Raw genomic sequence first — 26743 nt, forward strand, 5'->3', positions numbered from 1 at the left:
CATGCGACATCCACAACCCCTTTGGATCCCGTCAGCGGGCGGGCCGCAGCAGCCGTTGCTGCTGCAGGCGCAGGGCATCGACATGCGATTTGGTGCGCTCAAAGTGCTGGACCAGCTCGATTTTTCGGTAGGCACCGACGAGGCCGTCGGCATCGTCGGGCCCAACGGTGCGGGCAAGACCACGCTGCTGAACGTGTTGTCCGGGGCGTTTGCGCCGAGCCAGGGCACCGTCTGGTTCCAGGGGGTGGATGTGAGCGCCCGCAGTGCGGCAGATCGCTGCCGCGCGGGCATTGCGCGCACCCATCAGGTGCCTCGACCGTTCCTGGGCATGACGGTGTTTGAAAACGTGCTCACCGGCGCCACGCATGGCGCGGGCCTGCATGCCAGCGACGCGGGTGACCGGGCCATGGAGTGCCTGCGCCTGTGTGGCATGGAGGCGCTGGCCAATCGCCGTGCAGAGACGCTGGGCCTGCTCGGCCGCAAGCGGCTGGAGCTGGTGCGCGCGCTGGCCACCGGCCCCAAGGTGCTGCTGCTCGACGAGATCGGCGGCGGGCTGACCGATGCCGAGGCCAGCGAGCTGGTAGCCATGGTGCGCACCATACAGGCCCGCGGCATTGCCATCGTCTGGATCGAGCACCTGGTGCACGTGCTGCTGCAGGTCGCCACGCGCCTGGTGTGCATGGACGGCGGACGGATCATTGCGAACGGTGATCCGCAGGCCGTGTTGAACGATGCGACCGTGGTCGAGGCCTATCTGGGCGGGGTGGCGGCATGAGCGTGTTGTTGAGCATTGAGACACTGAACGCCCACCACGGGCAGCTGCCTGCCGTGCGCAATGTGTCGCTGCAGGTGCGCCAGGGCGACATCCTGGCCCTGGTGGGCGCCAATGGTGCGGGCAAGACCACGCTGCTGCGCACGTTGGCCGGTGCACACCGCGCCAGCAGCGGCACCGTGCGGTGGGACGGGGTGGAGATCACCCGCATGCCTGCCCAGGAGCGTGTGGCCGAAGGCCTGGCCCTGGTGCCCGAGGGGCGACGCCTGTTTGCCGGCATGACGGTGCGCGAAAACCTGCTGGTGGCCCGCGCGGCGGGGCGACGCGGGCAGTGGAGTTTTGACACCGTGCTGGACGCTTTCCCGCAGCTTGCGCCGAAGCTGAACGCCCGCGCGGGCGAGCTCTCGGGCGGGCAGCAGCAGGCCGTGGCCATTGGCCGCGCGCTCATGACCAACCCGCGCGTGTTGCTGCTCGACGAGGTCTCGCTGGGCCTGTCGCCCCTGGCCGTGCAGGGCGTGTACGACGCGCTGCGTGGCGTGGTGGGGCAGGGCACTACGCTTCTGCTGGTCGAGCAGGATTTGCAGCGCGTGCAGGCCGTCGCCAGTCGCATTGTCTGCATGCTCGAAGGCAGCGTGGTAGCCGATGCGCCCGCCGACCAGCTCACCCGTGCGCAGATCACCGCGTTTTACTTTGGCGCGCAGCGGCCCGAACCTGCGCCCGTCAGCCACACCACGGGCAGTGCCGACGGCGAAGCTGCCAACCACGCGAGCCACGTCCACCCCGCCCACAAGGAGGCCGCATGAACCTTCTCAATCAGATCGTCCAGGGCCTATTGCTCGGCGGCTACTACGCCTTGCTCGCCTGCGGCCTGTCGTTCATGTTCGGGGTGATGCGCATCATCAACCTGGCCCACGGCAGCCTGACGGTGGTGGCGGCCTACCTGCTGTGGGTGCTGGCCGAACCGATGGGCTGGCATCCGCTGCTGGCCCTGCTGGCGGTGGTGCCTGCCATGGCACTGCTGGGCTGGCTGCTGCACAAGCTGGTGCTGGAGCGCAGCGCGCGCCTGGGCGCGCTGGTGCCCCTGCTGGCCACGTTTGGCCTGGCCAGCGTGATCGACAACGTGCTGTTCCAGCACTTTGGTGCCGACACGCGTTCGCTGGCTACCTCCATCGGCACGTTGGCCTACGACAGCTGGGAGCTGCCCGGCGGCCTGTATGTGGGGCAGCTGCCCACGCTGGTGCTGGTGCTGGCGGTGCTGCTGCTGGGCGGGTTGCACGCCATGCTGGCGCACACGGCGCTGGGGCGGCAGATCCGCGCAGCGTCGGAAGACGCCGACACCGCGCGCCTGGTGGGCGTGCGCACCGGCACGGTGTTTGCGGCGGCCTCGGCCATCACCATGGTCACCGTCACGCTGGCCGGGGCGTCGCTGGCCCTGCGCGCCACGTTCGATCCGTTCTCGGGCCCGCAGCAGCTGATCTTTGCGTTTGAGGCCGTCATCATCGGCGGCGCGGGATCGCTGTGGGGCACCTTGCTGGGCGGCGTGGTGCTGGGCGTGGCGCAGAACCTGGGGGCGCAGGTGCATCCCCAGGGTTTTCTGATCGCAGGGCACGCCACCTTTCTTGTCATCCTGCTGGCCCGGCTCTACGCGAGCGGTGCGCTGCGCAGGTTCTTCTCTTCCCGCCGCAGGGCCGTGCCATGACTGTTCCAACGATCTCTGTTCCCTCCGCACCCACGGGTCCATCCCCATGGGTCATCCAGCGCTGGACGCGCGCGTCCATCGCCTTCGCCAGCGCCACCGTGCTGCTGCTGGCCGTGCTTTGCCTGGGGCCGCTGTGGCTGCAGGCGGGCACGGTGGACCGGCTCACTACGTTGTTCATCTACGTGATCCTGGCCGTGATGTGGAACGCTTTGGCGGGCTACGCCGGACTGGTGTCGATTGGTCACCAGGCGTTCTTTGGCCTCGGGGCCTACGCCATGGTGCGGCTGGCCGATGCGGGCCTGGGCCCGTACCCGGCGCTGCTGGTGGGCGCTGTGCTGGTGGCCTTGGTGGCGGTGCCGCTGGCGGCTTTCATGCTGCGCCTGCAGGGCGGCGAATTTGCGATCGGCATGTGGGTGGTAGCGGCGCTTGCGCACCTGTGTGTGAACCTGGACAGCCTGGTGCAGGGAGAGACGGGCACCTCGATGATCGCGCTGCAGCAATACGCGGCCGACGACCGGCGCGCGTATACCTACTGGGCCGCGCTGGCTGCCATGGCGGGGCTGTGCTGGGTGGTCTTTCTGCTTTTACGCAGCAAGGTGGGCACGGCCGCGCAGGCGATTCGTGACAACGAGGTGGCAGCCATCTCGCTCGGCGTGCGCGTGGTCGCCATCAAGCGGCTGGTGTTTGTGCTGTCGGCGTTTGGCTGCGCCCTGGCGGGCGGCCTGTGGCTCGCCACGTCCATCAGCTTTCAGCCCAAGACCTATTTCAGCGTGCAGTGGACGGCCTACATGATCTTCATGGTGCTGGTGGGGGGGATAGGCACCATGGAAGGCCCCATCCTCGGCGCGCTGCTTTTCTTTGCGGTGGAGACTGCGTGGGGCGGGCAGGGCGTGCTCTACCTCATCGGCCTGGGCGCCATTGCCATGCTGTTTGCGCTGTTTTTGCCCAAGGGCATATGGGGGACGGTGCAGCAGCGCTGGGATGTGCACCTGCTGTCTGCGGGGTACCGGGTGCGCTCGCGGGCGCCGCACAGGGGCGATGCAGGGCAGGCCGCAGCAGGGGCGGGCGCGAGTGAGGGACACCCATAGGCGCTACCGGCCTTGGCCGGTGTCGCGCTCAGTTCTCATCCAGCAACCCCGCCGCCAGCGCCTCAAACACCACCCGAATCCGCCGCGAGGTGCGCAGCTCGCGGTGGGACACCAGCCAGATGGGAAAGCGCACTGGCGGCAGGTCGTCCAGCACCCGGACCATGCCCGGCGTCTTGCGCGCGATCTCGGTCATCATGGCGCCGATTCCCATGCCCTGGCACACCAGCGCCCAGTGGGCCACGGTGTGATCGGAATAGCAGCTGAAGTTGTCCTCGCTCAGGTTCAGCCCGTGCAGGCGCAGGTACGCCAGGTATTGGCCATTGCGGTCTGAGCCCACAAAGGGCAAGCGTGCGGCCTCCTGTGCGTTGCGTGGATGGCCGTGGGCCTGGACCCAGTCCTCTGAGGCGTAGAAGTAGGCCTGTGCCTCACGGATCAGGCGAGCGATCAGGTCGGGCTGCTCGGGCTTGACGTGGCGGATGGCAATGTCGGCCTCCCGGCGCAGCAGGTCGCTCAGCGCGTTGGACGAGATCACCTCGACGGCAATGCCTGGCTCCTGCGCGCGCAGGCGCTGCACGATGGGCGGCAGCAGGTAGGCGGCCACGGCGTCGGTGGCCGACACCGACACCACGCCCCCTACCGCTTGCGACCGTCCGCTGGCAGCCAGGCCCAGGGCCTCGGCGGCAGCGCCCATGGCGCGGGCGTGTTCCAGCAGGTCCAGCCCGGTGGGCGTGAGCACCATGGCCTTGCCCACGCGCTCGAACAGGGTCACCCCCATCTGCTGCTCAATGGCGGCCACCTGCCGGCTCAGGGTGGGCTGGGTCAGGCCCAGCTTGCGCGCGGCGGCAGACAGTGAGCCGGTCTGGGCCGTTTGCAGAAAGGCTTTTAGCTGATTCCAGTCGAGGTTATCCATGCGTAAACGTATATGTTCACTGCAATTTACCGCAGTTTCCTGCGCTTCAATGCATGGATAGCATCCGGGTGTTGCTCCTTCCTGCATTCCACCGCGTCAGCACTTCCCCCGAACCGTATCCATGTCTTTGCCCGCCATTGCTCCCGCCTCCAGCGCTTCTCCCTCTGCGGTCCGTTCGGCTGCGGCATCCCAAGCGCGGTTTTGGGACCGCATCGCGCCCAAGTACGCAGCCGACCCCATTGCCGACCTGGCGGGGTATGAGGCCACACTGCAGCGTGTGCAGGGCCTGCTGTCCACCCAGCAGGACGTGCTGGAGATTGGCTGCGGCACGGGCAGCACGGCGCTGCGCCTGGCACCTTTCACCCGCAGCTTGCTGGCCACCGATGTCTCGCCCCAGATGATTGCCATTGCCCAGCAGCGGCTGGCCGCGCAGCCCTCGCCACAGCTGCGTTTTGCCGTGGCCGACGCCGAGGCAGAGGCCTTTGGGCACGGGGCGTATGACGCGGTGCTGGCCTTCAACGTGCTGCACCTAGCGAGCGATCTCGACAGTGCGCTGAAGCAGGTGGTGCAGGTGCTGCGGCCGGGTGGGTTGCTGATCTCCAAGACGGCTTGCCTTGCCGAGATGAACCCGCTGATTCCCTACCTGGCCGTGCCGCTGATGCGCGCCATTGGCAAGGCCCCGCCCGTGCTGTGTTTTGGCGAACAGCGGCTGCAGTCGGCCATGGTGCAGCAGGGCCTGCAGATCGTCTGCGCCGAGCGGCATGGCACGCGGGGCAAGGACATCCGCGCCTTTGTCGTGGCCCGCAAACCGGGCTGATCTTTCCTCCTCCTTTCACCGCAACGCATGCGGCCCTTTTGGGGGCGCAGGGAGTTGTTTTGCCTGCTGGTTTTTGCCGAGCCGTTTTGTTCATTCCCCATTGATCCCAAGGAGCCTGTCATGTCTGTTTCTTCCCATTCATCGCACCGCACCCGCTTTGTTCGCTGGTCTGCGGGGGCGCTGACCCTGGCGCTCTTCGCCGGTTGCGCTTCCACCCTCGACCAGTCGGGCCTGGAGCAGCGTACGGCGCAAGCCATCGGGCGGACTGCCGACCAGTTCACCATCACCGATCGCCAGGAGGAAACCGGTGGCCGGGTCAACTACACCGTCAACACCCGCGACGGCGCCACCTACCGGTGTTACGTGTACGGCGCCACAGGCTTTCAGAAGGCCATGAGCTTTGGGCAAACACCCCATTCCGACGCCATCTGCACAGCCATGGTGGGCAGCAAAAGCGGTAGCAGCAGCCCTGCAGCCGCAGCGCCGGCAGCAGCCCCGGCGCCTGCCGCCCGTGGCCGCAATGCCAGCCCCGAGTGCAACGCCTTGCTGAAAGCGGCCGGGCGGTGCTGATGTTTGCGCTCCCACCTTCCACGCAGCTCCGCACGCAGAACGCCATGAAGGGGATCCACACCACCCTGTTGATGGTTGCGGCCTGGCTGCCCCTGGCGGCCAGCGCGGCAGACCTGCGGGTCTCTGTGACCGACGGCCCCGCTGCGCCAGCAACGCTCTACCTCGCCGTGTTTGACTCGGCCGATGCATTTGCCAGCAACCAGGCGGTGGTCTCGCAAAAGATCGAACTGCGCGACGGTGCCGCGCAACTGGTGTTCAGTGGCTTGCCCGCCGGGCGCTACGTGGTCAAGTCGTTTGCCGACGAAAACGGCAACGCCAAGCTGGACACCAACCTGCTGGGTCTGCCCACAGAGCGGTATGGCTTCTCCAATGACGCCCGGGGCCGCATGGGCCCGCCCGGTTTCGACGCGGCGGCCGTGCCGCTGGATGCCGACCACAGCATCACCATCCGCCTGCGCTGACCCCCTGGAGGCGTCCTCATGTCCATCCATCGCCGTGATCTGGTGCTGCGGCTCATGGCCGCTGGCGGCGGCCCCTTGCTTGCGTCCCTGGCATCCCAGGTGCCCCGCGCGGCGCACGCGCATGCGTCTTCCGCCAACTGGCACACCCAGTTCGAGGCGTCCCAGGCGCCGTGGAAGCCGGCGTTTGCCACTGCGGCGGCAGACATTCCTCTGACAGCAGCCTCGGTGCGCGGGCGCTTCCCGGATGCCGTGGCAGGCACGTTGTACCGCGTGGGCCCGGCGGGCCACGACCTGGGCGGAGAGCGTTATCAGCACTGGTTTGACGGCGACGGGATGGCCCACCGTTTTGTGATCGGCGGCAACACGGTGCACCACCAGGGCCGCTATGTGGCCACCGCCAAGCGGCTGGCCGAAGTCCAGGCGGGCCGCAGGCTGACCGAAGGCTTTGGCACCGTGTTCCCGGGCCGCGAGCCACCCAGCTCGCCCGACAGCATGAACACCGCCAACATCAGCATGCTGCCTGTGGGCGACGATGTGCTGGCGCTATGGGAGGGCGGCTCGGCCACGCGCCTGGACCCCCGCACGCTGGAGACCCGGGGCCTCAAGACCTGGCGCGCAGACCTGGCAGGCGTGCCCTTCTCGGCCCACCCTCGGGTGGAGCCCGATGGAACGATCTGGAACTTTGGCGTGGACTCCCACCACGGCCTGTTGCTGCTGTACGAAGTCACGCCTGCAGGGGCGCTGCGCCGCGCCGATGCGTTCCCGCTCAGCCACATGCCCATGGTGCATGACTTTGCGGTCACGGCCGGGCACCTCGTCTTTCTGCTGCCTCCGCTGGTGTACGACGCGCAGCGCCGCCTGGCCGGGGCGAGCATGCTGGACGCGCACCAATGGCGCCCCGAGCTGGGCATGCGTGTGCTGGTGGTCAACAAGCAGGACTGGAAGCGGCAGCAGATGTTCCACCTGCCTGCGGGCTTCCTGTTCCACCTGGGCAACGCCTGGGAGGAGCACACCGCCAGCGGCACGGTGATTCATCTCGACTACGCGCGCGCCGCCGACGCATCCGGCGTCCTCACCGACACGCGCGAGGTAATGCGCGCCCGGCTGGCGGGCTCGGCAGGCCCGGTGCTGACGGTGGCCCGCCTGGACTTGCGCACCGGCAAAGCCACCCAGGCCAGCCTGGGCGTGGAGGCGGAGTTTCCGCGCATCGACCCCCGGCGGGTGGGGCAGCGGCACCGCCAGGTCGTCCATGCCACCGGCACCCAGGGCGGCCTGCCGCTGTGGGGCGCCATTGCCTCCACCAACGTAGAGACCGGCGTGTCGCAGCGCTACCGCTACGGCCCCCACACCATCGTGGAAGAACATGTCTGGGTGCCCGACGCGCGCGGCCCCGGCTGGGTGGTGGGCACCGCGCTGGACTACGCCCGCAAGCAAACCCTGCTGTCGTGTTTTGCCGCCGACGCGCTGGCCGACGGCCCCGTGGCGCAGGCCACGCTGCCGTATGCGCTGCCGCTGGGGCTGCACGGCGTGTTTGTGGCGGCCTGATGCGCAGCCTTGGCGCGCCCCCGGCAGGTTTTCAAAGGCCCTGGTTTGCACCCGCAAGCGCGGTGGCTTCACTCAACAAAATGGTCAAGGCGAAATGAAAAGATGGCGGTGGGTGGGCTTGTGGTTGTCCGTGTGTCTGGCGGGCTGTGCCACCGTGCCGGGCGTGGTCACCGACACGGCGGGCGGCCGCACGGTGGAACATGCCCTGGCCGGGCAGGGCGCACCGGTGGTGGTGTTCGAGAACGGGCTGGGGGCAAGCCTCGATTGGTGGGCCAAGGTCTGGCCAGACACCGTGCAGGAGACCGCCGCGCTGGCTTATAACCGCGCAGGCTACGGCCACAGCGAGGCATCGCCAGGCCCCCGCGACGGCGCCCATGTGGTGGAGGAACTGCGGGCGCTGCTCCAGGCACGCAAGCTGCCGCCACCCTACGTGCTGGTGGGCCATTCGCTGGGCGGCTTGTACATGCAGCTCTTTGCGCGCCAATACCCCGGCGAGGTGGCGGCGCTGGTGCTGGTGGACTCCACCCACCCCGACCAGATGCGAGGGGCTGGCAACCCAGACCTGTGGCCGACATGGCTGAAAGTGGCCTTCCGCCTGAGCACCTCTGACGTGGTCAAGCAGGAGCTGGCAGCGCTGGATGCCACCGGGCAACTCGTTGCCAGCCTGCCGGTGGACCCCGCTGTGCCCGTGTTTGTGCTCAGCGCGCTGCGCACCCCGGGGGCTTCCCCTGCACTGGCCGACGATGTGCACCGAAAACGCGCTGACATCGCGCATCTCTATCCAGGCTCCACCCAGGTGTGGGTGGACAGCGGGCACGGCATCCCCCTGGAGAAGCCCGAGGCGGTGGTGCAGGCGATTCGCGATGCGGTGCAGGCCGCCCGCGCGCCCCGCGTTACTGCGCCGGGATGCGCGCCTGCGGCAGGCGGGTTGCCGGGTGCGTGCACACAGGGCGTGCAATCTGGTGGGTAATTGATCGCTATAAATTGGATAGCTAACAATGAATACAGACGGGCGGTAAGCCCCTTTTTGACTCAAAAAACCCGCGTTGCTTGCCCCAAGCCGGTGGCTAGGGCGCACAGGCAAGGGCAGGCCGTGGGCCGTCACTGGCCCCAGAACGCGTCTTCCTGTGCCGAGTCGCTGGAGAACAGGCGAACCTCGACGATCTTTCCATCCACGATGTGCAGCAGATCCACACCCGCCTGCTGGAGCGTGAGGCCGTCGCGCTCGCCAGCAAACTCGATGCTCACGGCCACCCAATCTCCGTTGGCCATGTAGTGGTCGGCCCGGGTGATCGCAAACGTTCCTTTCGACACGGCCATCATCTGGCCGAGCATCTGGCCCACGGCGGCCATGCCACGGTGCGTGCCTGAGAACTGGTTGTGGCCCGGCTGGTGCCAAACCACGTCGGGCGAGATGACGCGGCCGAGGGTGGCCTGGTCGCCGGTTTGTGCGGCTTGGATGTAGGTTTTGGCGATTTCAATGGCGTGCATGGGGATTCCTTGGTGGTTTTGGGGCAACGCCCCTTGTGGCGCTGTGAGGTTATTGTTGGACAATCAAAGCCCCCGCAGGCGGTGAAAATGGCGCGGTTCACTGTCACTTCAGGACAAACCTCTGCACCCCGCCGTTGCTGACCCATGACCCCACGCCACCACAAACCCGCCGCAGCCCGCCACCCCGACATCCAGCACCTGAGCTACCAGCCCGAGGGGCTGTACCCGCTCGACCTGGAGATATTCCGGGTGTCGGACCTGCGGCAACGGGTGGGCGGCGAGGCGCTGGCGTCCACCTACCGCTACGCCTTTCCGACCCTGATCTTTGTGACGCAGGGAACCTGCCTCCACCTGGTGGACTTCGAGCACGTGCGCTGCGGCCCGGGCTCGGTGCTGGTCCTGCGGCCTGGCAAAGCCCACAGTTTTGGAGACACCCAGGACTGGGATGGCTGGATGGTGCTGTTCCGCCCCGAGTTTCTGTGGGCAGCGGCCCCCGCCGCGCAGGCGCAGACCCCTCTCGACGGGCTGGACGGCCTGCCCGCCGCGTGGGCGCTGGGCAGCGACAGCGCGCCGGTGATTGCCCACGCCATTGCGCAGATGCACCAAGACACGCAGACCCACGCCGCATCGCTGCATGCCCATGCCCTGTTGCGCTACCAGCTCTATGCCTTGCTGACGCGGCTGCGCATGGCGCATGAGCAGCAGTCCGCGCAGCCCGCACCGCCGGGGCGCGCGCTGCAGAGATTCAAGGCATTCGAGTTGCTGGTGGAGAAGCACTTTGCCGCCTGGCACCAGCTGCCCCGGTACGCGCAGCAGCTGGGTTGCTCCGAGAAAAGCCTGGTGCGCGCGTCGCTGGAAGCAGCCGGGGTCACGCCCAAGGCCTTCATTTCCGCCCGCATCGTTCTGGAGGCCAAGCGCTTGCTGGCCCACACCACCTGGCCGGTGGCGCGCGTTGCCGAAAACCTGGGCTACAGCGACCTTGCGAACTTCGCCAAGTTCTTCAAGCGCGAGGCCGGGTGCACCCCGACCGAATTTCGCTGCAGGCAGACGGCCCATCAGCAGGGGATGGCGGGGCGCCTGCAGGCAACGGCTTCGCACCCGATTCCCCCACGGCCCACAGCCTGAACGGCCCGGCCGCCGTGCCGGGGCATGCCCTGCCCGAGACACACGGTGACCGCAGCTGCGCAGCCAGCAAGCAGCAAGCAGCAAGCTACCCTAGCAGTTGGACCGTGCGCGGGTCTTTTGCCCCGCCGAAATACTTTTGCAGCACCGCCTCGAACACGCTGCCCGGCGCAGAAGCTTCGCCAAACAGCGTCATGCTGGAGCGCAGCTTGAGGTCGTCTGGCGAGCCCAACACATCCAGCGCAGAAGACGTCTCCAGGTCCAGCAGGATCTGGCAGCACTCACGCAAACGGCCTGCGAGCACCGGGTGCGCCAGGTAAGCCTGCGCCTCGGCCATCGATTGAATGGCATAGCGCTGGGCCATGTCGCTGTGCCCCAGCCCCTGTATCTGCGGAAACACAAACCACATCCAATGCGTGCGTTTTTTGCCCGCCCGTAGCTCAGCGATCACACGGGGCCAAACGGGCTCCTGGGCTTGGAGGAAACGGTCGAGAACTGGGGGGAGCGGCATGCTGGATTGGGTGGTGGGCTGGTTGCAGTGGATGGTGACTGCGAACCCGTGGCAGGGCAAGAATTGAATGGTGATGGCAGTGCAGGGGAGGGGGCGCGTGCGCGTGACACGCAGTCAGACCCCATGCCAGAATGAACCGATGAGCACCACCACCTCCTCCTTCCAATCCAACGCAGACGGCACCCAGGTCACCACCTACACCTGGGCCCAAACCCCGGGTCAACCTGTGGGCGTCGTTCAAATCTCCCACGGCCTTGCCGAGCATGGCGAGCGCTACGACCGCTTTGCGCGGGCCTTGAACGCCGCAGGCTTCATCGTCCACGCCGTGGACCATCGCGGACACGGGCGCACCGCCGGTGGCAAGCTGGGTGACTTTGGCAGCGCTGGTTTCGGCGGCCTCATTGCCGACGTGGCGCAGTTCGGCGCACTGCTGCGCGCGCAGTATAGGCCGCAGCAGCTCCCACTCTTTTTGTTCGGCCACTCCATGGGCTCGTTCGCAGCGCAAGCAGCCATGCTGGACCACTCGTCCACCTGGTCCGGCGTCATTCTGTCAGGCTCCACCGCCCTCGATCTTTTCGCCGCTGGCATGGCCAACGCCCCCTCCGATGCGCCCGCAGGGCTCGCGGCATTCAACGCTGGCTTTGAGCACCGCACCGGCTACGAATGGCTGTCGCGCGACGCTGCCGAGGTGGATGCCTACGTGGCCGACCCGTGGTGCGGCTGGGACATGCCGGACGACGTGATCCCCTCGCTTTTCGCGCCAGCGCCCCGGCTGGCCGACCCCGCACAACTCGCGCGCATCCGCAGCGACCTGCCCATCCTCATCGCATCCGGCGACGCTGACCCGCTGGCTGCAGGTGGTGTCTTGTTGGAGCAACTGGGGCAGCGGTACCGGGATGCCGGTGTGGCCGATGTGACGGTCAAGCTGTACCCGGCGGCGCGGCATGAGATCTTGAATGAGACCAATCGGGATGAGGTGATGGGGGATGTGGTGGGGTGGCTGCGGGCGCTTGTGGATGTGGCGTAGTCGGTGCTCGATGCCTGTTGTGGGCTGATTGCGGACCTTGGGCGAGGGCTCGGTGAATGACTGATTCGACCCGCAGCGTGAATTCGATCCGTCGAATTCGTGTCCCAGAAGAGCGCGCGCCCACCCGATATCGATAAGCCGCAGTTGTCAATAGGAATCCCAGGTCTCATCCGTTTCTAACTGGCTGCCACTCGACCTTCGTGAGTGCGACGAAAATTGAAAATCTATGAACATAAAAATATTCATTGCGGCTAAGCAGCCGCAAAAGGCTCCGAGTGATACTGATATAAATATCTACATCCTGCCATCTCCAAATACATGGAACGACTTTGGCTACAGCTTAATGGTCGAATTAGTCATTACAAAAGGCGACAAAAAGGTACATCTACGGAGGGGAGTGAAAGCGTTCTTTGGCAACGAAAAAAATAGTAGCGCTTATCTATTGGGGCTATCCTCCCAACGTGAGCTAAGCGCGCCGGACGCCCCTTTTGCTTTTGCCACGTTCCTAGGATCGGAGGCGAACTACAAGGAAATTCTCACCATTTCTCACTTGGACGAGTTCCGCGAAATTCTGCTGAAGATGTTTGAGATCTCGGCGCTGCGAACGTGGAGGCACGGAGAACGCGATTATGAGGCGATCATAAAGTCTGAGGCGGTGCAAACTTCTTTCCTGCGCACTAGTGAGGCCTATTTAACGTTCATAGGCTTAGAGAAAATATTGGTAGAAGAGGAGTCTGGACGGAAAAGGCCAGAAGCTCTTTTTGAATTGAATTTTTTTGAAAATATCTCCGCTGAAAGCTCGCTATTAACGCTGCCGCTAAATCCAGATCTGCTTGGCCCAAATCCTATTCACGGAATCATCGGCCGGAATGGTCTTGGAAAGACAAGATTACTTAAGAACTTGGTGGCAACCCTTTCAGGCGAGAGACCAGAGGGGATGGATCCGGACAATGCAAGATGGATTGATGAGATCCTTAAAAAGCAAGGCTGTCCCCGCGTGGTGGTATTTACTCATGACTTAGATCGATGGGAAGCTCAAAAAGTGAAAAACGTGGAAATTCGGCCATTGGGTGTTTATGGCCCCGCATGGATTGCCGTTGGGCAAAAACTTTTTGATCTTGCGCGGACCGGAAATGCAAATAAATCTGACTTCAGTTGGGCAGCACTTGTCGGAATAATCCGAGGGCACGTGCCGATCGAGCAGCTTCATTTTTCGACGACCGATGGCAAGTACTTTCCATGGTCGCAGATAAAAGACACATTTGGAATGATGGGGGCAAAGCTAGCCACCGATTTTGATGCATCTCGGCCAATAGCTTTCTTTGACGAAAATCAGAGAAAATTCGAACTCAGTTCAGGCCAAAAAGTGATATTGAGCTTTCTCGCTCAACTGTTTCATGAAGCTCGTGATAATGCAGTTTATCTATTCGACGAGCCGGAAGTGCATCTTCATCCACAATTCATTTCATTGGTGATGATGACGCTTTACGATGCCTTGATAGCGACGCGGTCTGTTGCTGTCCTGGCTACACATTCCCCATATGTCATCCGTGAACTTAACAGGGATTGTGTAACAGTCTTGATTCCCAGTGATGCCGAAATCGTCGCCTTCGCCCGCCCCACCTTGCAGACTCGGGGGGCAAGTATCTCAGCCATTTCAGAATACGTCTTCGAGCACTCGAGAGAGGCCTCGCTTACCCGTGCACGGCTACAGGCATACCTAATGCGCGAGTCAGTCGGTGTTCCAGATTCACTTATTGGTGAGCTCGCGGGGCTCGTGGGGTCCGAAGGCCTAAACGAAGTTCCAGAAATTTTGGCGGAGGGCAAAGGTGCCTAATTATCTCGGGATTCCCCGCTGGGGAGATTACAGCAGGTTGCGAGAGTTTTGCAAAAAAGATTCAAGCCTCGCAGTTCATCATCCAGCGTTTAGGCTCGGGTATAAGAAATATTGGAATGCTTGCAGAGACCCGTTTGATGAATGGGCTTTTGCGCAAACCTTGGGAGAGGCCACTGCAAAAAAATTGAGAGATAGATACAAATCCGGAGATGAGCTGCCGAGATTCATTAAATATCGTTTGAATACACTTCAGGGGTTGACCGCGTGCCCGTACTGTGGTCTTCAAAAGAATATAACCACTGATCATTATTTGCCTAAACAGCATTTTCCGCAATATGCTGTGTTCAGCTTAAATCTGGTTCCTGCATGCACTGACTGCCAAATGAACGGGGCAAAAGGAGAATGGTTCCCTGGTGCTTCAAAAAAGAAAGGGGAACGACCTAAACGGCGACCCAAGCGCGGATCGTTGGAGAGATTACTGCACCCGTACTTTGATAGCTTCCTATCGGAGCAAGTGCTGCAGATCGAATTTTTTCCGGCTGAGATGTTATTGGAGATTGAAATATTTCCAATCGTACGTGATAAGCAGGTCAGAAGGCTAGTTAGCTTTCATATAAATCAAATGAATGTTCAGAATGCTGCCGCGGCTACCGTGCGAGCATATTGGTCTTCATTGATTTCTAGGATACAGGAAAAGTCTGAGCTAAGGGATGATAGAGAAGCTATAGAGAGGTTTTTAAAAGATGAATTGCGTAGGGTGTACATGGAATGCAAAAGTGCTAACAGTATTGAGTATATTTTTTACTCCTCGGTAATTAATAGTGCGGCAAAATTAGATTTTTTGATCGAGATGTCGAGGTGTCCGCAAAAAAAACCTGTAAACAGAAAGATGCCTAAAGGCAGGCTCATTCGTTAGGTTGCCAATAGCCCTGCCGCCATGTCCTGCAGATTGAGCCTGAAGTCCATCTTTAGTTGGTACGTCTGCAGGGGCAGGTCACTACTTTTTGGTCGATTATCTTGAAGTTGGGCGGATTTTTGTATGGAGCCGATCTCGAATTTGACACGGTTATTAAATATGGCTTGATCCATATAATTTTTGGGTATTCCGAGTTTTTAGGTAAGGCACCAAATCCTCATCCCGGCGCACGCCCATCCTCAATGCGTTGATTGCTTGCTTCGTAGCTGACTACTGATAACACGCACTTGTCGATACACAGGGCAAAAGTACAACCGTCGAAGATGTTGACTGGCCGCACTCTTGTAAAGGCGACTTAGTTAGTAAGCGCTCTGACCAACTGCAGTCGCTGTTAGGCAGCCAAGCCGCCGGAACCCAACGCATTCAATTTTGGGCGCCACAGTTCCAACTAGCGTCCCCGCACCCCTCGCCCCCTCCGCGCAGCCCCCGCGCTCTGACAAGCCCTCCGATACGCCCGCAGCGTCAACTCCGCCCGCTGCATCACCGTGTCCTCCACTGTGGTCGCTCCACCGGCCAGCTCATCCGCCTGCGCCTGCAGCAACTCCGCCGGGCTCATCCCCGATGCCTCCCCCGTCAGCAGCGCAATCCCTTCGCTCACATGCCCCATGGTGTAGACGTGGAACAGCCCGCGCTCCACCGCGTCCAGCACGCTGCGGTTCAGCATCAGGTGGCGCTGGTTGCGTGCGGGGATCAGCACGCCGTGTGTGCCGTCCAGTCCCGCAGTCTGGCAGGCGCGGAACCAGCCTTCGATCTTTTCGTTGATGCCGCCCACGGGCAGCACTTCGCCGTGTTGGTTGAGGGCGCCGGTCACGGCAATGCCCTGGCGCAGGGGCAGGCCTGACAGGCTGGACAGCAGCGCGTACAGCTCGGCGCACGAGGCCGAGTCGCCTTCCACGCCGCTGTATTCCTGCTCGAACACGATGGACGCATTGAGCGCCAGCGGTGCCACGTGGCTGAACAGCGCGGTGAGGTAGCTGTGCAGGATGAGCACGCCCTTGTCGTGGATGGGGCCGGACATATCGACCTCGCGCTCGATGTTGAGCAGGCCCTCTTGCCCGGCAAAGGTGCGCGCGGTAATGCGCACCGGAAAGCCGAAGCGGTAGTCGCCCAGGTCGATCTGCGTCATGGCGTTGATCTGGCCGGTGATGGAGCCTGCCAGCGAGATCAAGCGCTCGCCTTCGGTGATGGAGTCGTGCAGCTCTTCTTCGGGCTGGTTGTGGCGCTGGGTGCGGGCAGCCAGGGCGGCCTGCACGTCGGCGGCTTGCACCAGGGGGCCGCCGCGCGCCTTGCACAGCGAGGCGCTTTCAATGGCCAGCGCTTCGGTGTGCGCAAAGCGGGCGCTTTGGCGGCGCTGGTCGTCGGCCTCGCGGTGGGTTTGCTCCAGCAGCAGGGCCACGGCGTCGGGGCCGAAGTGGGGCAGGCCGCGCTTTTTGCAGACTTGCGCCACCAGGATGGCGGTGGCGTGGTGGGTGGCGGGCGTGGCGGCAAAGTGGTCTGAAAAGTCCACCTTCACGCGGAAGCGGCGCGCGGCGTCGGGGTCGGCGTCTTGCAGTGCGTAGTACTCGTCCACCGATCCGATCAGCACGATCTTCACGTCCACATCCACCGGCTCGGGCTGCAGCGCCGCTGCGCCGCCCGGCGCGTGGCCGGGGCCGCCGCTGGCATCCTCGATCTGCAGGCGGCCGCAGCGCAAAAAGCGGCGCAGGCGCTGCCACAGGCCTTCTTCGGCGGCCAGGTCGTGCAGGTGCAGCAGGATGAAGCCGCCGTGCGCCTTGAGCAGGCTGCCCGCGTGGATGCCGGTGTGGTCGGCCTGCACGGTGTCGGCGTCCGAGCCATGTTCGATGCTGCCAAACAGCGTGCGCTGGGTGGGGTTGTCTTCCACCACCACGGGCGCGGCGGTGCGGCCGTGGTTGTCTACCACCAGGTTCACCTGGCAGCGGGCCAGCAGGTCGTCGAGTGCGTCCTTGCGGTCGTCTTCGGCGTCGGTGCCTTGGTCGCTACCGCGTTCGGCGTCCAGGGGCTCGAACAGGTCGATGTCGCCCAGCACAGCCTGCTCCACCTGGTCGAGCCAGTGGGTGAGCTTGACGGTGTCCTTGATCTGCTTGCGCAGGCCCTGGCGGATGTCGTGCAGGGCGTGTTCCACCAGGGGCTTGATGGTCTGGCGGCGCAGGGCGGCCAAGGCCTCGTCGCGGGTGCGCTCCAGCGGGCGGACGGCTTCCAGAAAGCGGGCGATCTCGGTGCGCAGTTCGTGTTCAGCGGCGTCGATCTCTGCGCGACGCTCGCGCGGCAGTGCGCGGGCTTCGGCTTCGGTCAGCGCCTGGCCCTTGGGGCCGGTGAGGGTGAACACCATTTGCCCGCCCTCGCGGGTCAGGCGGAACTGGCGCGCCTCGGCAAACGCGTCCAGCACGGCAAAGGCCTCGCCTTCTTGCGCCTGCCAAGTTTTCTCGATGCGCTCCGCCTCGGCCTTGAAGTCGGCGGCGGCCAGGCGTTTGGGGATGTCGGCCTGCAGGTTCTTGGCCATGTCGGCCATGCCTTGGCGCAGCTGGCGGCCCTGGCCCGCCGGCAGGCGCAGGGCGCGGGGGCGGTCGGGCGTGTCGAAGTTGTGCAGGTAGCACAGGTCGGGCGGCACGGCGCGTTCTGCCGCAGCAGTCTGCATGGCCTGGCGCAGCAGCGATGCGCGCCCGCTGCCCACTTCGCCCAGCACGAACAGGTGGTAGTCGGGCTGGTGCAGCCCCAGGCCAAACTGCGCGGCGGCCTGCGCGCGCTCCTGGCCGATCCAGGGCAGGGGCAGGTCTTGCAGCTCGGCCGTGCTGGCAAAGCCCAGCGTGGCGGGGTCAATCGTCAGCCGCAGCTGGTGGGGGGCGAGGGCAGAAGCGGGCATCAGTACAGGTGTTGGGGGAGGGGCAGGTCACCAAAGTGTGTCTGCCATTTCGGAATATGGGTCAAATTGGCCGCTAGCGCTTGATGGATAAGCGCAAGCAGCTATAAAAATAGTAGTAACCAGCAGTCAGTGCGCCACGGGGCACACGCCTTTGGGTGCCCCACCGGCCAACGCATGGCTGCGCGCATCGGCCAGCGCCGCAGCGGTGGGCACCTCGGTGGGCCAGCCCGCCAGGTGCTGTTGCGCCACGCGGCTCAGCGCCGTGATCCAGTGGCTGTTGTCGTTCAGGCAGGGTATGTAGTGAAACTCCTGGCCGCCCGCGTGCAGGAACGCCTCGCGCACTTCCATGTTGATTTCTTCCAGCGTCTCCAGGCAGTCGCTGGTGAAGCCGGGGCACACCACATCCACCCGGCGGGTGCCCGCCTTGCCCAGCGCCTCGATGGTGGGCTGGGTGTAGGGCTCCAGCCACTTGGCCTTGCCAAAGCGCGACTGGAAGGTGATGCGGTAGCGGTCTTCGCGCAGGCCAAGGCGCTCGGCCAGCAGACGGCCCGTCTTGCGCGATTCGCAGTGGTAGGGGTCGCCCAGGTGCAGCGTACGTTCGGGCACGCCGTGAAAGCTCATCACCAGCTGGTCGGGTTGGCCGTGGGTCTTCCAGTGCGATTCGATGGTGCGGGCCAGCGCGTCGATGTAGCCGGGGGCGTCGTGGTACCGGTTCACAAACCGCAGCTCGGGCACGTTGCGGGTGGCGGCAGCCCAGGTGTACACGGCGTCGAACACGCTGGCCGTGGTGGTGGCCGAGTACTGCGGATACAGCGGCAGGATGAGGATGCGCGTGGCGCCCTCGGCCTTGAGCGCATCGAGCTGGCTGGCGATGGACGGGTTGCCATAGCGCATGGCATGGCGCACCAGCACCGCGTGGCCCGCCTCGCCCAGCCAGCCGCGCAGCAGCGTGGCCTGCTTGGCCGTCCAGTGCGCCAGGGGCGAGCCCTCGGGCGTCCAGATGCTCGCGTACTTGGCAGCCGACTTGGCCGGGCGCGTGCGCAGGATGATGCCGTGCAGGATGGGTAGCCACACGAGTTTGGGGATCTCCACCACGCGGTGGTCACCCAGGAACTGCGCCAGATAGCGGCGCACGGCGGGGGCCGTGGGTTCGTCGGGCGTGCCGAGGTTGCACAGCAGCACTCCAGTGCGTTCGGCCTGGCCGTGGGTGTAAGGGGGTTCGGTGTGGAAGGGTGAGCGCATGCCCCGATTGTGGCAAACGGACCGGCCCTTCGGTGACCGTGGAGTATTCTCTGCAGACCATGCCCGATTCCCCCGCTGAACTGCCCGCTGCCCAGCCCACCGCGCTGCAGCTGGACACCTCCCGCATCCGCGCCATCTCCATCGACCTGGATGACACGCTCTGGCCCATCTGGCCCACCATCACGCGGGCTGAACGCGTGCTGCTGGACTGGCTCACGCACCATGCGCCCGCCACGGCAACCTTGTTCTCCAGCACCGAATCGCTGCGCGCCATCCGCAACCAGATGGTGGCGCTGCGACCCGACCTGCTGCACGACCTGAGCGCGCTGCGGCGCGAGTCCATCCGCCTGGCGCTGACCCAGGCGGGCGACGAGCCCGCGCTGGCCGAACCGGCGTTTGACCTGTTCTTTGCCGAGCGCATGCGCGTGGAGCTGTTTGACGACGCACACGACACGCTGGCCTTCTTGTCGGCACGCTACCCGGTGGTGGCCGTCTCCAATGGCAATGCCGACGTGCACCGCATCGGCATCGGCCACTACTTTCGCCACAGCATCAGCGCATCGGAGTTTGGCGTGGCCAAGCCCGATGCGCGCATTTTTCACGCTGCCGCCACGGCCGTCGATGTGCTGCCCCACGAGGTGCTGCACGTGGGCGACGATGCCACGCTGGATGCGCAGGGCGCGCTGAACGCGGGCATGCAGGCCGTGTGGATCAACAGCGCCAACCACCCCTGGCCGCACGACGACACACCGCCCCATGCCACGGTGGACAGCCTCACTGCGCTGTGCAGGCTGCTCGCCTGACCGGCTGCGCTGGCCCGGTTTCTTGCCTCAGGTCAAGGTTTGGGCGTGCGGTGGTTGAAGCCGTTGCCCGATAAGGTCACACTCCATCGTCGCTCGGCGACCCTTCCCACCATGCCCCGTACTCCCCCCCCGTTGCCCACCATCCGCACCATCGGCCTCATGCAACCCATGGCCTGGCTGGTGCTGGCCTGGCGCGACATGGCGCGGGCGGGCTGGATCAGCTTTGCCCATGGGCTGGCGCTCACGCTGTTCGGGGCTGCCATCTTTGCCGTAGCGCACCACCGCTTCTGGCTGCTGGCGGGGGCGCTGTCGGGCTTTCTGGTGGTGGCGCCAGTGCTGGCCACCAGCCTGTATGCGCTGAGCCGCGCGCTGGAGCGTGGCGAGCCCGCCAACCTGGGCGTGGTGCTGAAGACCTGGTTCAACTGGCAGAACAGCCACGTGAACAAATGGGGCAACGACTACTGGTGCATGGTGCAGTTTGGCGCCCTGCTGGCGCTGGCGGCCTCGGGCTGGGTCATGACTTCGGCGGCGCTCATCACGCTGCTGGCGCCGGTGCCGATCGAGACACCGCTCGACTTTCTGCGCCACGTGGTCATGGCGCGCGATGGCTGGCTGTTTGAAATCTGGCTGGCCCTGGGCAGCCTGATGGCCGCGCCGATTTTTGCGTCCAGCGTGGTGGCCATGCCGCTGCTGCTGGACCGCCGCGCCACGCTGCTGCAGGCGGTGCTCACCAGCTGGCAGGCCGTGGTGGTCAACCCGCTGCCCATGGCGTTCTGGGCGGCGATCATCCTGGGCTTTACCTTGCTGGGCCTGGGCTCGCTGTTGCTGGGCCTGATCGCCGTAATGCCCATGCTGGGCCACGCCAGCTGGCACGCCTACCGCGACCTGGTGGATGCATCCAGCCTGCCCGAGCGCGACCTGGCTGCACCCGCTGCACCGGCGCGTACGCCTGGAGGGGCATCGTGATTTTTGGCTTCACCGAGGCGCAGATCTCGGGCTTCTTCCTCACCTATGGCGTGGGGGCGTTCATCGCGTACATGTTGTTCATCATCGGCCAGCTGGCGTGGGAATCGAAGGCCGGGCGATTTGGCACCTTCGTGCTCTTCCTTGGCCTGGGCGTGGGGTTTCTGGGGTTCCTGGCCAAGGTGGTGATCCAGTGGTGGCTGGAGAAGTGAGCGGGCCAGAGATCCTCTGAGACCACCGCACGGGCTCTGCAGCAGCCGCCTCAGCGCGGCCAGGACCGCAGGCCCAGCTCCTGCGCCAGTTGCCGGTAGTCAGCCAGGCTGCGTTGCACAAACGCCTCCAGCGCCGCGCCAGTGCGCGCAAACGGGTACAGGCCGTACTGGCTGCACAGCGCTGCATAACCGGGGGCGGCCAGTGCATCGGCAAACGCGGCCACCCAGGCGCGCACGGCGGCGTCGGGGGCGGTGGCGGCCATGTACAGGCCGCGCACCGTGGGCCAGACCAGGTCCACGCCCTGCTCGCGCGCCGTGGGCAGATCGGCCAGTGCGCCGGGCAGGCGGGCCTGGGCCAGCACGGCCAGAAAGCGCAGGGGTGCGCCTTTTTCCAGGGCCTGCCGGGCCTCGGCGGCATCGCCGGTAAAGACGTCGATGTGGCCGCCGCGCAGGGCCTTCAGGGCCTCGCCGCCGCCTTCGAATGACACAAAGCGCATGCGCTTGGGGTCCTGCCCGGCAGCGCGGGTCAGCAGGGCGGCTTTCATCCAGTCCTGGCTGCCCAGGGTGCCGCCCGCGCCAAACACCACGCGGGCCGGGTCTTTGCGCAGCGCGGCCACCACGTCTTGCAGGCGCTGGTGCGGCGAATCGCGGTGCACGGCCACCACACCATAGTCGGTGCCCAGCGTGGCGATCCAGCGCACGGCGCTCACCGGATGGGGGCCGAAGCGGCCCTGCGCGATGTTGAGCAGCGAGCCGCTGGAGAACGCCACCAGCGTTCCCGGCCCGCCCAGCCGTCCGGTGGCGACCTGGTCAAACGCAACGGCGCCGATGCCGCCGGGCAGGTAGCGTGTGTGCAGCGGTGGGCGTGCGGGGCGCACCACCTGCACCGCCTGGGTGGCCAGGCCACAGGTCAGGTCGAACCCGCCGCCGGGGCGGGAGGGGGCGATGCACTCGGCGGGCTCCAGCGATGCGTCGGCCGCCCACGCAGCAGGCCCGTGCGCAGCGCCTGAAGTGCCCGCCAGTGCTGCCAGCCACTGCAGGGTGCGGCGGCGGGGCAGGGTGGGGAGGGGGAGTGGTGCGGACGGCATGCGGGGCGAATTCTGGCGGAATCTGGGGGGCTGCGGGATGGGGGTTTTCAGCCCCGGGGCCACCACAGGATGGCCAGCAGGCCGGGCCCACCCGCGCGTTCTTCGAGCCGCAGGCCGCCCCGGTGCCGTTCGGCGATGGAGCGCGCGATTGCCAGCCCCAGGCCTGAGCCACCTGCCGCCGCCTGCGAGCCACGCCGGTAGCGCTGGCCCAGTGCATCGCGTTCGTTGGCGGGCAGGCCGGGGCCGTTGTCTTCCACGCTGAGGCTCCAGCCCAGGTCATCGCCTGCGGCGGACACGGTGACCGTGCCGTGTTCGGGCGTGTAGGCAATGGCGTTGGCGGCCAGGTTGGTGAGCGCCTCGCGCAGCAGGCCACTGTCGCCCACGGCCATGAACTCGGGCGTGGGCGTGTGGATGCCAAAGTCGATCTGCCGGGCGCGGGCGCGGGGCAGAAGCTCCAGCGCCACGGCGCGCAGCAGCGCGGCCAGATCGAACGGGGCCAGCTCTACTGCGGCCGTGTCGCTGCGGCCCAGGGCCAGCAGCTGCTGGGTGCTGCGCGTGGCGCGTGCGACTTCGCCGCCGATGGCTTCCAGGGTGTGCTGCACCTGGGCGGCGTCGGCCTCACGCCGGGCGTAGTCGATCTGCATCTGCAGCGTGGTGAGGTGGGTGCGCAGCTGGTGCGAGGCATCGTCCAGAAACTGCCGCTGCTGGGCCACCAGGTCTTGCGTGCGCGCCATCTGCTGGTTGGCGGCAGCCACCAGAGGGCGGATGTCGGCGGGCAGGTCGGTGTCGGCCATGGGGGTCATGTCGTCGGGGCTGCGCGCCTGCACCTCGCGCGCCAGGCGCGCCAGCGGCCGCAGCGCCACGGCCAGTGTGGCGGCTGTGCCCAGCACCATGAGCGCCAGCACCAGCGTGTCGCGCAGCGCGGCCCGGCGCACAAAGCGGCGGGTGAACTCCTGCCGCGAGCGGGTGCTTTCGGCCACCTGCACCAGCACGCTGCTGGCATCGGTTCCGGGCGCGGCGCCTTCCACCGCGCGGCGGTAGGCGGCCAGCCGCACGGATTCGCCGAAGTAAGTGGCGTCGTAGAAGCGGGGCACGCCGGGCGTGAGCGGGCCGGGCGGAAGGGGCAGGTCGGCGTTGCCCAGCTCCACCAGCCCGTCGGACGATGCCACGCGGAAGTACACATTGCCGCTGGCCGTGAGTTCAAAAAATTCGAGCATGCTGTACGGCAGCTCGGCCGACAGGCCACCCGAGGCGGTGGAGATGTTGGCGTCAATGGATTTGAGCGCCCCGAGCAGCGAGCGGTCGTAGGCCGCGTTGGCCGCCTCCAGCGCGTCGTGCCGCGTCATCCACAGCTCCACCCCCGTCACCACGGCCAGCAGCGGCAGCAGCAGCAGGGCCAATAGCCGCCACAGGCTGGCGCGGCGCAGGCGCGCGATCAGTCTCATGGTTCAGTCGGACTCGAGCGCGTAGCCCAGGCCGCGCAGGGTGGTGATGCGCACACCGCTGCCATCGAGCCGCTTGCGCAGGCGGTGCACAAACACCTCCACGGCTTCGGGGTGCACGTCCTCGTCGTCAGAGAACACGCGGTCCAGGATCTGCTGCTTGGAAAACGGCTCGCCGCTGCGCTGCACCAGCACGCGCAGCACGGCGTGCTCGCGCGGCGACAGGGCCAGGGGCTCGCCATGCAGCGTGAACTGCTTGCGCGGGTTGTCGTATACCAGCGCGCCACAGGCCAGACGCGGGTGCTCGTTGCCGCGTGCGCGGCGCACCAGGGCATGCAGGCGGGCCTCCAGCTCGGCCAGCTCGAACGGCTTGGCCAGAAAGTCGTCAGCCCCGGCGTTGAGCGAGCGCACGCGTTCATCGAGCGAATCGCGGGCCGTGAGGATCAGCGCGGGCAGCCGCTGGTCGCGGTCGCGCAGGCGCTGCAGCACGGCCTGGCCATCCAGTCCGGGCAGGCCCAGGTCCAGCACCAGCGCATCGTAGTTGTCGTGCTGCTGCAGCGCACGGTCGGCCAGGCGCCCGTCGTTCACCCATTCCACCTGGATGCCCGCATGCTCCAGCGCGCGGCTGAGCCAGGTGCCCAGGTTGTGGTCGTCTTCGGCCAGGAGGATGCGCATGGGGGGATGCTAATGCCGTTGTGCCGTGGCCCGGCCCGCCAGCAGGCTGTTGAAACTGGCGCGCCCCCAAAGCCAGTGCCACCGTGGAGCGGGCTTTGCCCGGCCACCGGTGGCGTCCCCCTCGGGGGAAGACGCGAAGCGGCTCAGGGGGGCTTCCTAGTCAGGCTTGATCTGCGCGCGCTTGATGACTTTCTGCCAGCGCGCCTGCTCCGCCGCAATGAACTGTGCAAACTGCGCGGGCGTGCCGCCGATGGCTTCGGCGGCGTCGCCGTTCAGGCGCTTGAGGGCTTCGGGTGCCTTCACGGCCTTCATGGTTTCGGCGGCCAGCTTGTCCAGGTGTTCCTTGGGCAGGCTCGCGGGGGCCAGCATGCCGTACCACTGCGTCATCTCGAAGCCGGGGAAGCCCTGTTCGGCCACGGTGGCCACATCGGGCAGCTGGGGCAGGCGCTGGGTGGAGCCGGTGGCGATGCAGCGCACCTTGCCGGACTTGATGAACGACAGCAGGGCCGCAGCGCCCACCGAGGCGGCGTCAAGGCGGCCCGAGAGCAGGTCGGTCATCATGGGGCCGGTGCCCCGGTAGGGCACGTGCAGCATGAAGATCTCGGCGGTCATCTTGAGGTATTCAAACGCCAGGTGGCCCGCGCTGCCGTTGCCTGCCGAGCCATAGCTGAGCTTGCCCGGGTTCTTCTTGGCGTAGGCGATGAACTCCTTGAGGTTCTTGGCGGGCACGTCGGGGTGCACCACGTACAGGCTGGGCACCTTGGCCAGCAGGCTCACGGGTTTGAAGTCCTTGTTCGCGTCGTAGGGCAGTTTGTCGAAGATGTAGGGGTTGACGGCCAGCGTGCCGATGTGGCCCAGGATGAGGGTGTGCTGGTCTTCGGCGCGGGCGACTTCCTGCATGGCGATGTTGCCTGCGGCGCCGGGTTTGTTGTCCACAAACACGCTCTGGCCCAGGGTCTTGCTCAGCTCGGCCGCTGTGGAGCGCGCCACGATTTCGGAGCTGCCGCCCGGTGCAAAGGGCACGACGAAGCGGATGGACTTGGCGGGCCACGCGGCCTGGGCCGACGCGGCGGTGGGCAGCAGGCCACCCAGGGCCAGGGCGCTGCCTGCGCCCAGCAGGTGGCGGCGGGTGGGGTGGAAGGCGGGGGGAATGTCGTTGTCGAACAGCATGGGTGTCTCCGTAAAAGCCATTGCGGCGTTGCCCGGCCTATGGTGTGCGCAGCGTGCTTTCGGAATGCTGTCAGTCGGCCTGGGGTTTACCCGAGGCACCCCGCATCGACAGAGCGAGGATTACGCCAGTGCAGCTACTGCCGTGCCGCTGAGCACGGCCCCTTCCAGCGTGGCGGGGTAGGGGCCGTCCACATAGTCGCCGCAGGCCGTCAGCCCCGGCAGCACCTGCATGCCGGGCCGCTGCAGGCCAGGGGTGCAGGCAAAGGTGGCGCGTTTTTCCACCACAGTCTGCACGGGCTGCAGGCCGGGCAGGCCCAACTGGGTGGCGGCCTGCTGCAGCACCTGCTGCTCGATCAAGGCGCGGTCCCCATCACTGGCGCTCACCACAAAGGCCAGCAGCCCGTGCTGGCCGTCGAGCTGGCCCCGGTCGAACACAAACTGCGCCGGGTGGGCAGCGGTGTTGCGCAGCGCCAGCATGGGCAAGGGCAGGTGGGCACCTGGGGCGTGGGCATAGACGGTGGTGATGGCCTCAAACCGCAGTGCGCTGGTGGTGGCGCTCCAGCGGGCTGCACTGGCCAGGCCCGCCGTGCCTGCCAGGCCTTCGACCAGGCGGCTGGCCTCCCAGGACGGGCAGGCCAGGGTGACGTGGTCGAACGCTTCGGGTTCTTCGGTGCCGTTGGCCGCCACTACCGGCTGCCAACGCCCGCCGGGCAACGGCTGCAGGCGCAGAATGCGCTGGCCGGTGAGGACCTGGCCGCCTTGCTGCTGCAGCCAGCGGGCAGCGGCTTCGGGAAAGAGGGCGCCTAAGTCCGCACGTGGCAGCAATAGGTTGGAGCCGCCGCGCCCGCTGAACAGGCTGTCCTGCAGCACGCGCAGAAACACCTGGCCGCTGGCCTGGTTGGCAGGGGTGTTGAGGGCCGACACACACAGCGGGTCGATGAACTCGGTCATGAGCCGGGGCGTGAGCGGCGCGCACAGCGCGGCCACCGAAGTGGCGGGCGCGCAGCGAAAGCCGCGCAGCTGCCAGGCCGTGGCTGTGCGCAGCAGTGCCAGCTTGTCGCGCCAGCCCCAGCCCTTGGCGCGGGCAATGCCCAGCAGCGCATCGAGGGGTGGGGGCAGGTCGGGCAGTTGCAGGCCCTGGCCATCAGGGAATTGAAGTGTGAGTGGCAGGCGCAGCAGGGCGGTATCGATGTCCACGCCCACCAGCCGCATCAGGCGCAGGCTTTCGGCGTAGGCGCCGATCAGGATGTGCTGGCCGTTGTCGAGCGTGGCGGGTGTGCCATCGGGCAGCGCGCCCGGCACGGCGCGCGCCCGACCGCCCACGGTGCGCGCGGCCTCGAACACGGTGACCTGGCGCCCTGCCTGCACATGGGCAATGGCGGCGGCCATGCCCGCCCAGCCTGCGCCGATGACGGCGACCTTCATGGACGTGGGCCCACGG

The 26743-nt window shown here is 66.0% G+C and carries 26 protein-coding genes; 16 read left to right on the forward strand and 10 right to left on the reverse strand.

Annotation, left to right across the window (positions count from 1 at the left end):
- Position 1 precedes the first annotated feature (1 nt).
- From ACSQ22_RS15785 to ACSQ22_RS15800, 4 genes are read left to right on the forward strand one after another with little or no spacing between them, the layout of a single operon-like run.
- Positions 2 to 775, forward strand: a complete 774-nt coding sequence (locus ACSQ22_RS15785; RefSeq protein ID WP_436130857.1) for an ABC transporter ATP-binding protein — start codon at positions 2 to 4, stop codon at positions 773 to 775.
- Positions 772 to 1575 (forward strand): ABC transporter ATP-binding protein, encoded by an 804-nt coding sequence (locus ACSQ22_RS15790; protein ID WP_436130858.1) that lies wholly within the window; start codon positions 772 to 774, stop codon positions 1573 to 1575. Before ACSQ22_RS15785 ends, ACSQ22_RS15790 begins: the two co-directional genes overlap by 4 nt.
- Positions 1572 to 2471, forward strand: coding sequence for a branched-chain amino acid ABC transporter permease (locus tag ACSQ22_RS15795; protein ID WP_010460501.1), 900 nt, complete (start codon positions 1572 to 1574; stop codon positions 2469 to 2471). Before ACSQ22_RS15790 ends, ACSQ22_RS15795 begins: the two co-directional genes overlap by 4 nt.
- Positions 2468 to 3559: a branched-chain amino acid ABC transporter permease gene (locus ACSQ22_RS15800; protein ID WP_436130859.1), complete on the forward strand. Its 1092-nt coding sequence runs from the start codon at positions 2468 to 2470 to the stop codon at positions 3557 to 3559. The genes ACSQ22_RS15795 and ACSQ22_RS15800 overlap by 4 nt, the downstream gene beginning before the upstream one ends.
- A gap of 28 nt (positions 3560 to 3587) precedes the next feature.
- On the opposite strand, the gene ACSQ22_RS15805 is transcribed toward ACSQ22_RS15800, so the two are convergent.
- Positions 3588 to 4469: a LysR family transcriptional regulator gene (locus ACSQ22_RS15805; protein ID WP_436130860.1), complete on the reverse strand. Its 882-nt coding sequence runs from the start codon at positions 4467 to 4469 to the stop codon at positions 3588 to 3590.
- 121 nt (positions 4470 to 4590) lie between these two features.
- Here ACSQ22_RS15805 and ACSQ22_RS15810 point away from each other — a divergent pair, with 121 nt between their 5' ends.
- From ACSQ22_RS15810 to ACSQ22_RS15830, 5 genes are all read left to right on the forward strand, one after another.
- Positions 4591 to 5286, forward strand: a complete 696-nt coding sequence (locus tag ACSQ22_RS15810) for a class I SAM-dependent methyltransferase (RefSeq protein WP_436130861.1) — start codon at positions 4591 to 4593, stop codon at positions 5284 to 5286.
- 120 nt (positions 5287 to 5406) lie between these two features.
- Complete coding sequence (locus ACSQ22_RS15815) at positions 5407 to 5856, forward strand: hypothetical protein (RefSeq protein WP_436130862.1); 450 nt, start codon at positions 5407 to 5409, stop codon at positions 5854 to 5856.
- Between the two features lie 44 nt (positions 5857 to 5900).
- Entirely contained in the window at positions 5901 to 6317 is a 417-nt protein-coding gene (locus ACSQ22_RS15820; protein ID WP_436130863.1) for a DUF2141 domain-containing protein, read from the forward strand.
- A gap of 24 nt (positions 6318 to 6341) precedes the next feature.
- Entirely contained in the window at positions 6342 to 7862 is a 1521-nt protein-coding gene (locus ACSQ22_RS15825) for a carotenoid oxygenase family protein (protein WP_436130985.1), read from the forward strand.
- 94 nt (positions 7863 to 7956) lie between these two features.
- Positions 7957 to 8832: an alpha/beta fold hydrolase gene (locus tag ACSQ22_RS15830; protein WP_436130864.1), complete on the forward strand. Its 876-nt coding sequence runs from the start codon at positions 7957 to 7959 to the stop codon at positions 8830 to 8832.
- Between the two features lie 131 nt (positions 8833 to 8963).
- Here the strand turns inward: ACSQ22_RS15830 and ACSQ22_RS15835 are convergent, their stop codons facing one another.
- Positions 8964 to 9353 carry a nuclear transport factor 2 family protein gene (locus ACSQ22_RS15835; RefSeq protein WP_436130865.1) on the reverse strand — a complete coding sequence of 130 codons (390 nt, stop codon included), beginning with the start codon at positions 9351 to 9353 and terminating at the stop codon, positions 8964 to 8966.
- 144 nt (positions 9354 to 9497) lie between these two features.
- On the opposite strand from ACSQ22_RS15835, the gene ACSQ22_RS15840 reads away from it, so the two are divergent.
- Positions 9498 to 10478 (forward strand): AraC family transcriptional regulator, encoded by a 981-nt coding sequence (locus tag ACSQ22_RS15840; protein WP_436130866.1) that lies wholly within the window; start codon positions 9498 to 9500, stop codon positions 10476 to 10478.
- 85 nt (positions 10479 to 10563) lie between these two features.
- On the opposite strand, the gene ACSQ22_RS15845 is transcribed toward ACSQ22_RS15840, so the two are convergent.
- Positions 10564 to 10986 (reverse strand): DUF1810 domain-containing protein, encoded by a 423-nt coding sequence (locus tag ACSQ22_RS15845; protein ID WP_176885452.1) that lies wholly within the window; start codon positions 10984 to 10986, stop codon positions 10564 to 10566.
- A 139-nt stretch (positions 10987 to 11125) separates the two neighbouring features.
- On the opposite strand from ACSQ22_RS15845, the gene ACSQ22_RS15850 reads away from it, so the two are divergent.
- The 3 genes from ACSQ22_RS15850 (at position 11126) to ACSQ22_RS15860 (ending at position 14766) form a co-directional block, all read left to right on the forward strand.
- Positions 11126 to 12013: an alpha/beta fold hydrolase gene (locus ACSQ22_RS15850; RefSeq protein ID WP_436130867.1), complete on the forward strand. Its 888-nt coding sequence runs from the start codon at positions 11126 to 11128 to the stop codon at positions 12011 to 12013.
- Between the two features lie 1270 nt (positions 12014 to 13283).
- Entirely contained in the window at positions 13284 to 13850 is a 567-nt protein-coding gene (locus ACSQ22_RS15855) for an AAA family ATPase (RefSeq protein ID WP_436130986.1), read from the forward strand.
- Positions 13843 to 14766: a hypothetical protein gene (locus tag ACSQ22_RS15860; protein ID WP_436130868.1), complete on the forward strand. Its 924-nt coding sequence runs from the start codon at positions 13843 to 13845 to the stop codon at positions 14764 to 14766. The genes ACSQ22_RS15855 and ACSQ22_RS15860 overlap by 8 nt, the downstream gene beginning before the upstream one ends.
- Positions 14767 to 15214: 448 nt before the next feature.
- On the opposite strand, the gene ACSQ22_RS15865 is transcribed toward ACSQ22_RS15860, so the two are convergent.
- Together ACSQ22_RS15865 and hemH are read right to left on the reverse strand one after the other, a co-directional pair.
- Positions 15215 to 17707 (reverse strand): Lon protease family protein, encoded by a 2493-nt coding sequence (locus ACSQ22_RS15865; RefSeq protein WP_436130869.1) that lies wholly within the window; start codon positions 17705 to 17707, stop codon positions 15215 to 15217.
- 126 nt (positions 17708 to 17833) lie between these two features.
- Complete coding sequence (gene hemH / locus ACSQ22_RS15870) at positions 17834 to 18949, reverse strand: ferrochelatase (RefSeq protein ID WP_121419588.1); 1116 nt, start codon at positions 18947 to 18949, stop codon at positions 17834 to 17836.
- Positions 18950 to 19008: 59 nt separating this feature from the next.
- Here hemH and ACSQ22_RS15875 point away from each other — a divergent pair, with 59 nt between their 5' ends.
- From ACSQ22_RS15875 to ACSQ22_RS15885, 3 genes are all read left to right on the forward strand, one after another.
- Positions 19009 to 19752 (forward strand): HAD-IA family hydrolase, encoded by a 744-nt coding sequence (locus tag ACSQ22_RS15875; protein ID WP_121422651.1) that lies wholly within the window; start codon positions 19009 to 19011, stop codon positions 19750 to 19752.
- A 111-nt stretch (positions 19753 to 19863) separates the two neighbouring features.
- On the forward strand, positions 19864 to 20718 hold the full coding sequence (locus ACSQ22_RS15880) for a DUF2189 domain-containing protein (protein ID WP_431152489.1): 855 nt from the start codon (positions 19864 to 19866) through the stop codon (positions 20716 to 20718).
- Positions 20715 to 20927 carry a DUF2788 domain-containing protein gene (locus tag ACSQ22_RS15885; protein ID WP_015014900.1) on the forward strand — a complete coding sequence of 71 codons (213 nt, stop codon included), beginning with the start codon at positions 20715 to 20717 and terminating at the stop codon, positions 20925 to 20927. The genes ACSQ22_RS15880 and ACSQ22_RS15885 overlap by 4 nt, the downstream gene beginning before the upstream one ends.
- A 50-nt stretch (positions 20928 to 20977) precedes the next feature.
- On the opposite strand, the gene ACSQ22_RS15890 is transcribed toward ACSQ22_RS15885, so the two are convergent.
- From ACSQ22_RS15890 to hpnE, 5 genes are all read right to left on the reverse strand, one after another.
- On the reverse strand, positions 20978 to 22015 hold the full coding sequence (locus ACSQ22_RS15890) for a Bug family tripartite tricarboxylate transporter substrate binding protein (RefSeq protein WP_436130870.1): 1038 nt from the start codon (positions 22013 to 22015) through the stop codon (positions 20978 to 20980).
- A 47-nt stretch (positions 22016 to 22062) separates the two neighbouring features.
- A complete protein-coding gene (locus ACSQ22_RS15895; RefSeq protein ID WP_436130871.1) occupies positions 22063 to 23460 on the reverse strand; it encodes a sensor histidine kinase in 1398 nt (465 codons plus the stop codon).
- A gap of 3 nt (positions 23461 to 23463) precedes the next feature.
- The gene (locus ACSQ22_RS15900; RefSeq protein WP_436130872.1) at positions 23464 to 24132 is read right to left on the reverse strand and encodes a response regulator; all 669 of its coding nucleotides are present in this window, start codon (positions 24130 to 24132) and stop codon (positions 23464 to 23466) included.
- 156 nt (positions 24133 to 24288) lie between these two features.
- Positions 24289 to 25302 carry a Bug family tripartite tricarboxylate transporter substrate binding protein gene (locus tag ACSQ22_RS15905; RefSeq protein ID WP_436130873.1) on the reverse strand — a complete coding sequence of 338 codons (1014 nt, stop codon included), beginning with the start codon at positions 25300 to 25302 and terminating at the stop codon, positions 24289 to 24291.
- Positions 25303 to 25422: 120 nt separating this feature from the next.
- On the reverse strand, positions 25423 to 26727 hold the full coding sequence (gene hpnE, locus ACSQ22_RS15910; RefSeq protein ID WP_436130874.1) for a hydroxysqualene dehydroxylase HpnE: 1305 nt from the start codon (positions 26725 to 26727) through the stop codon (positions 25423 to 25425).
- Between the last annotated feature and the right edge of the window lie 16 nt (positions 26728 to 26743).

The organism is Acidovorax sp. LjRoot38, assembly GCF_964252975.1.
Classification (GTDB): domain Bacteria; phylum Pseudomonadota; class Gammaproteobacteria; order Burkholderiales; family Burkholderiaceae_C; genus Acidovorax; species Acidovorax facilis.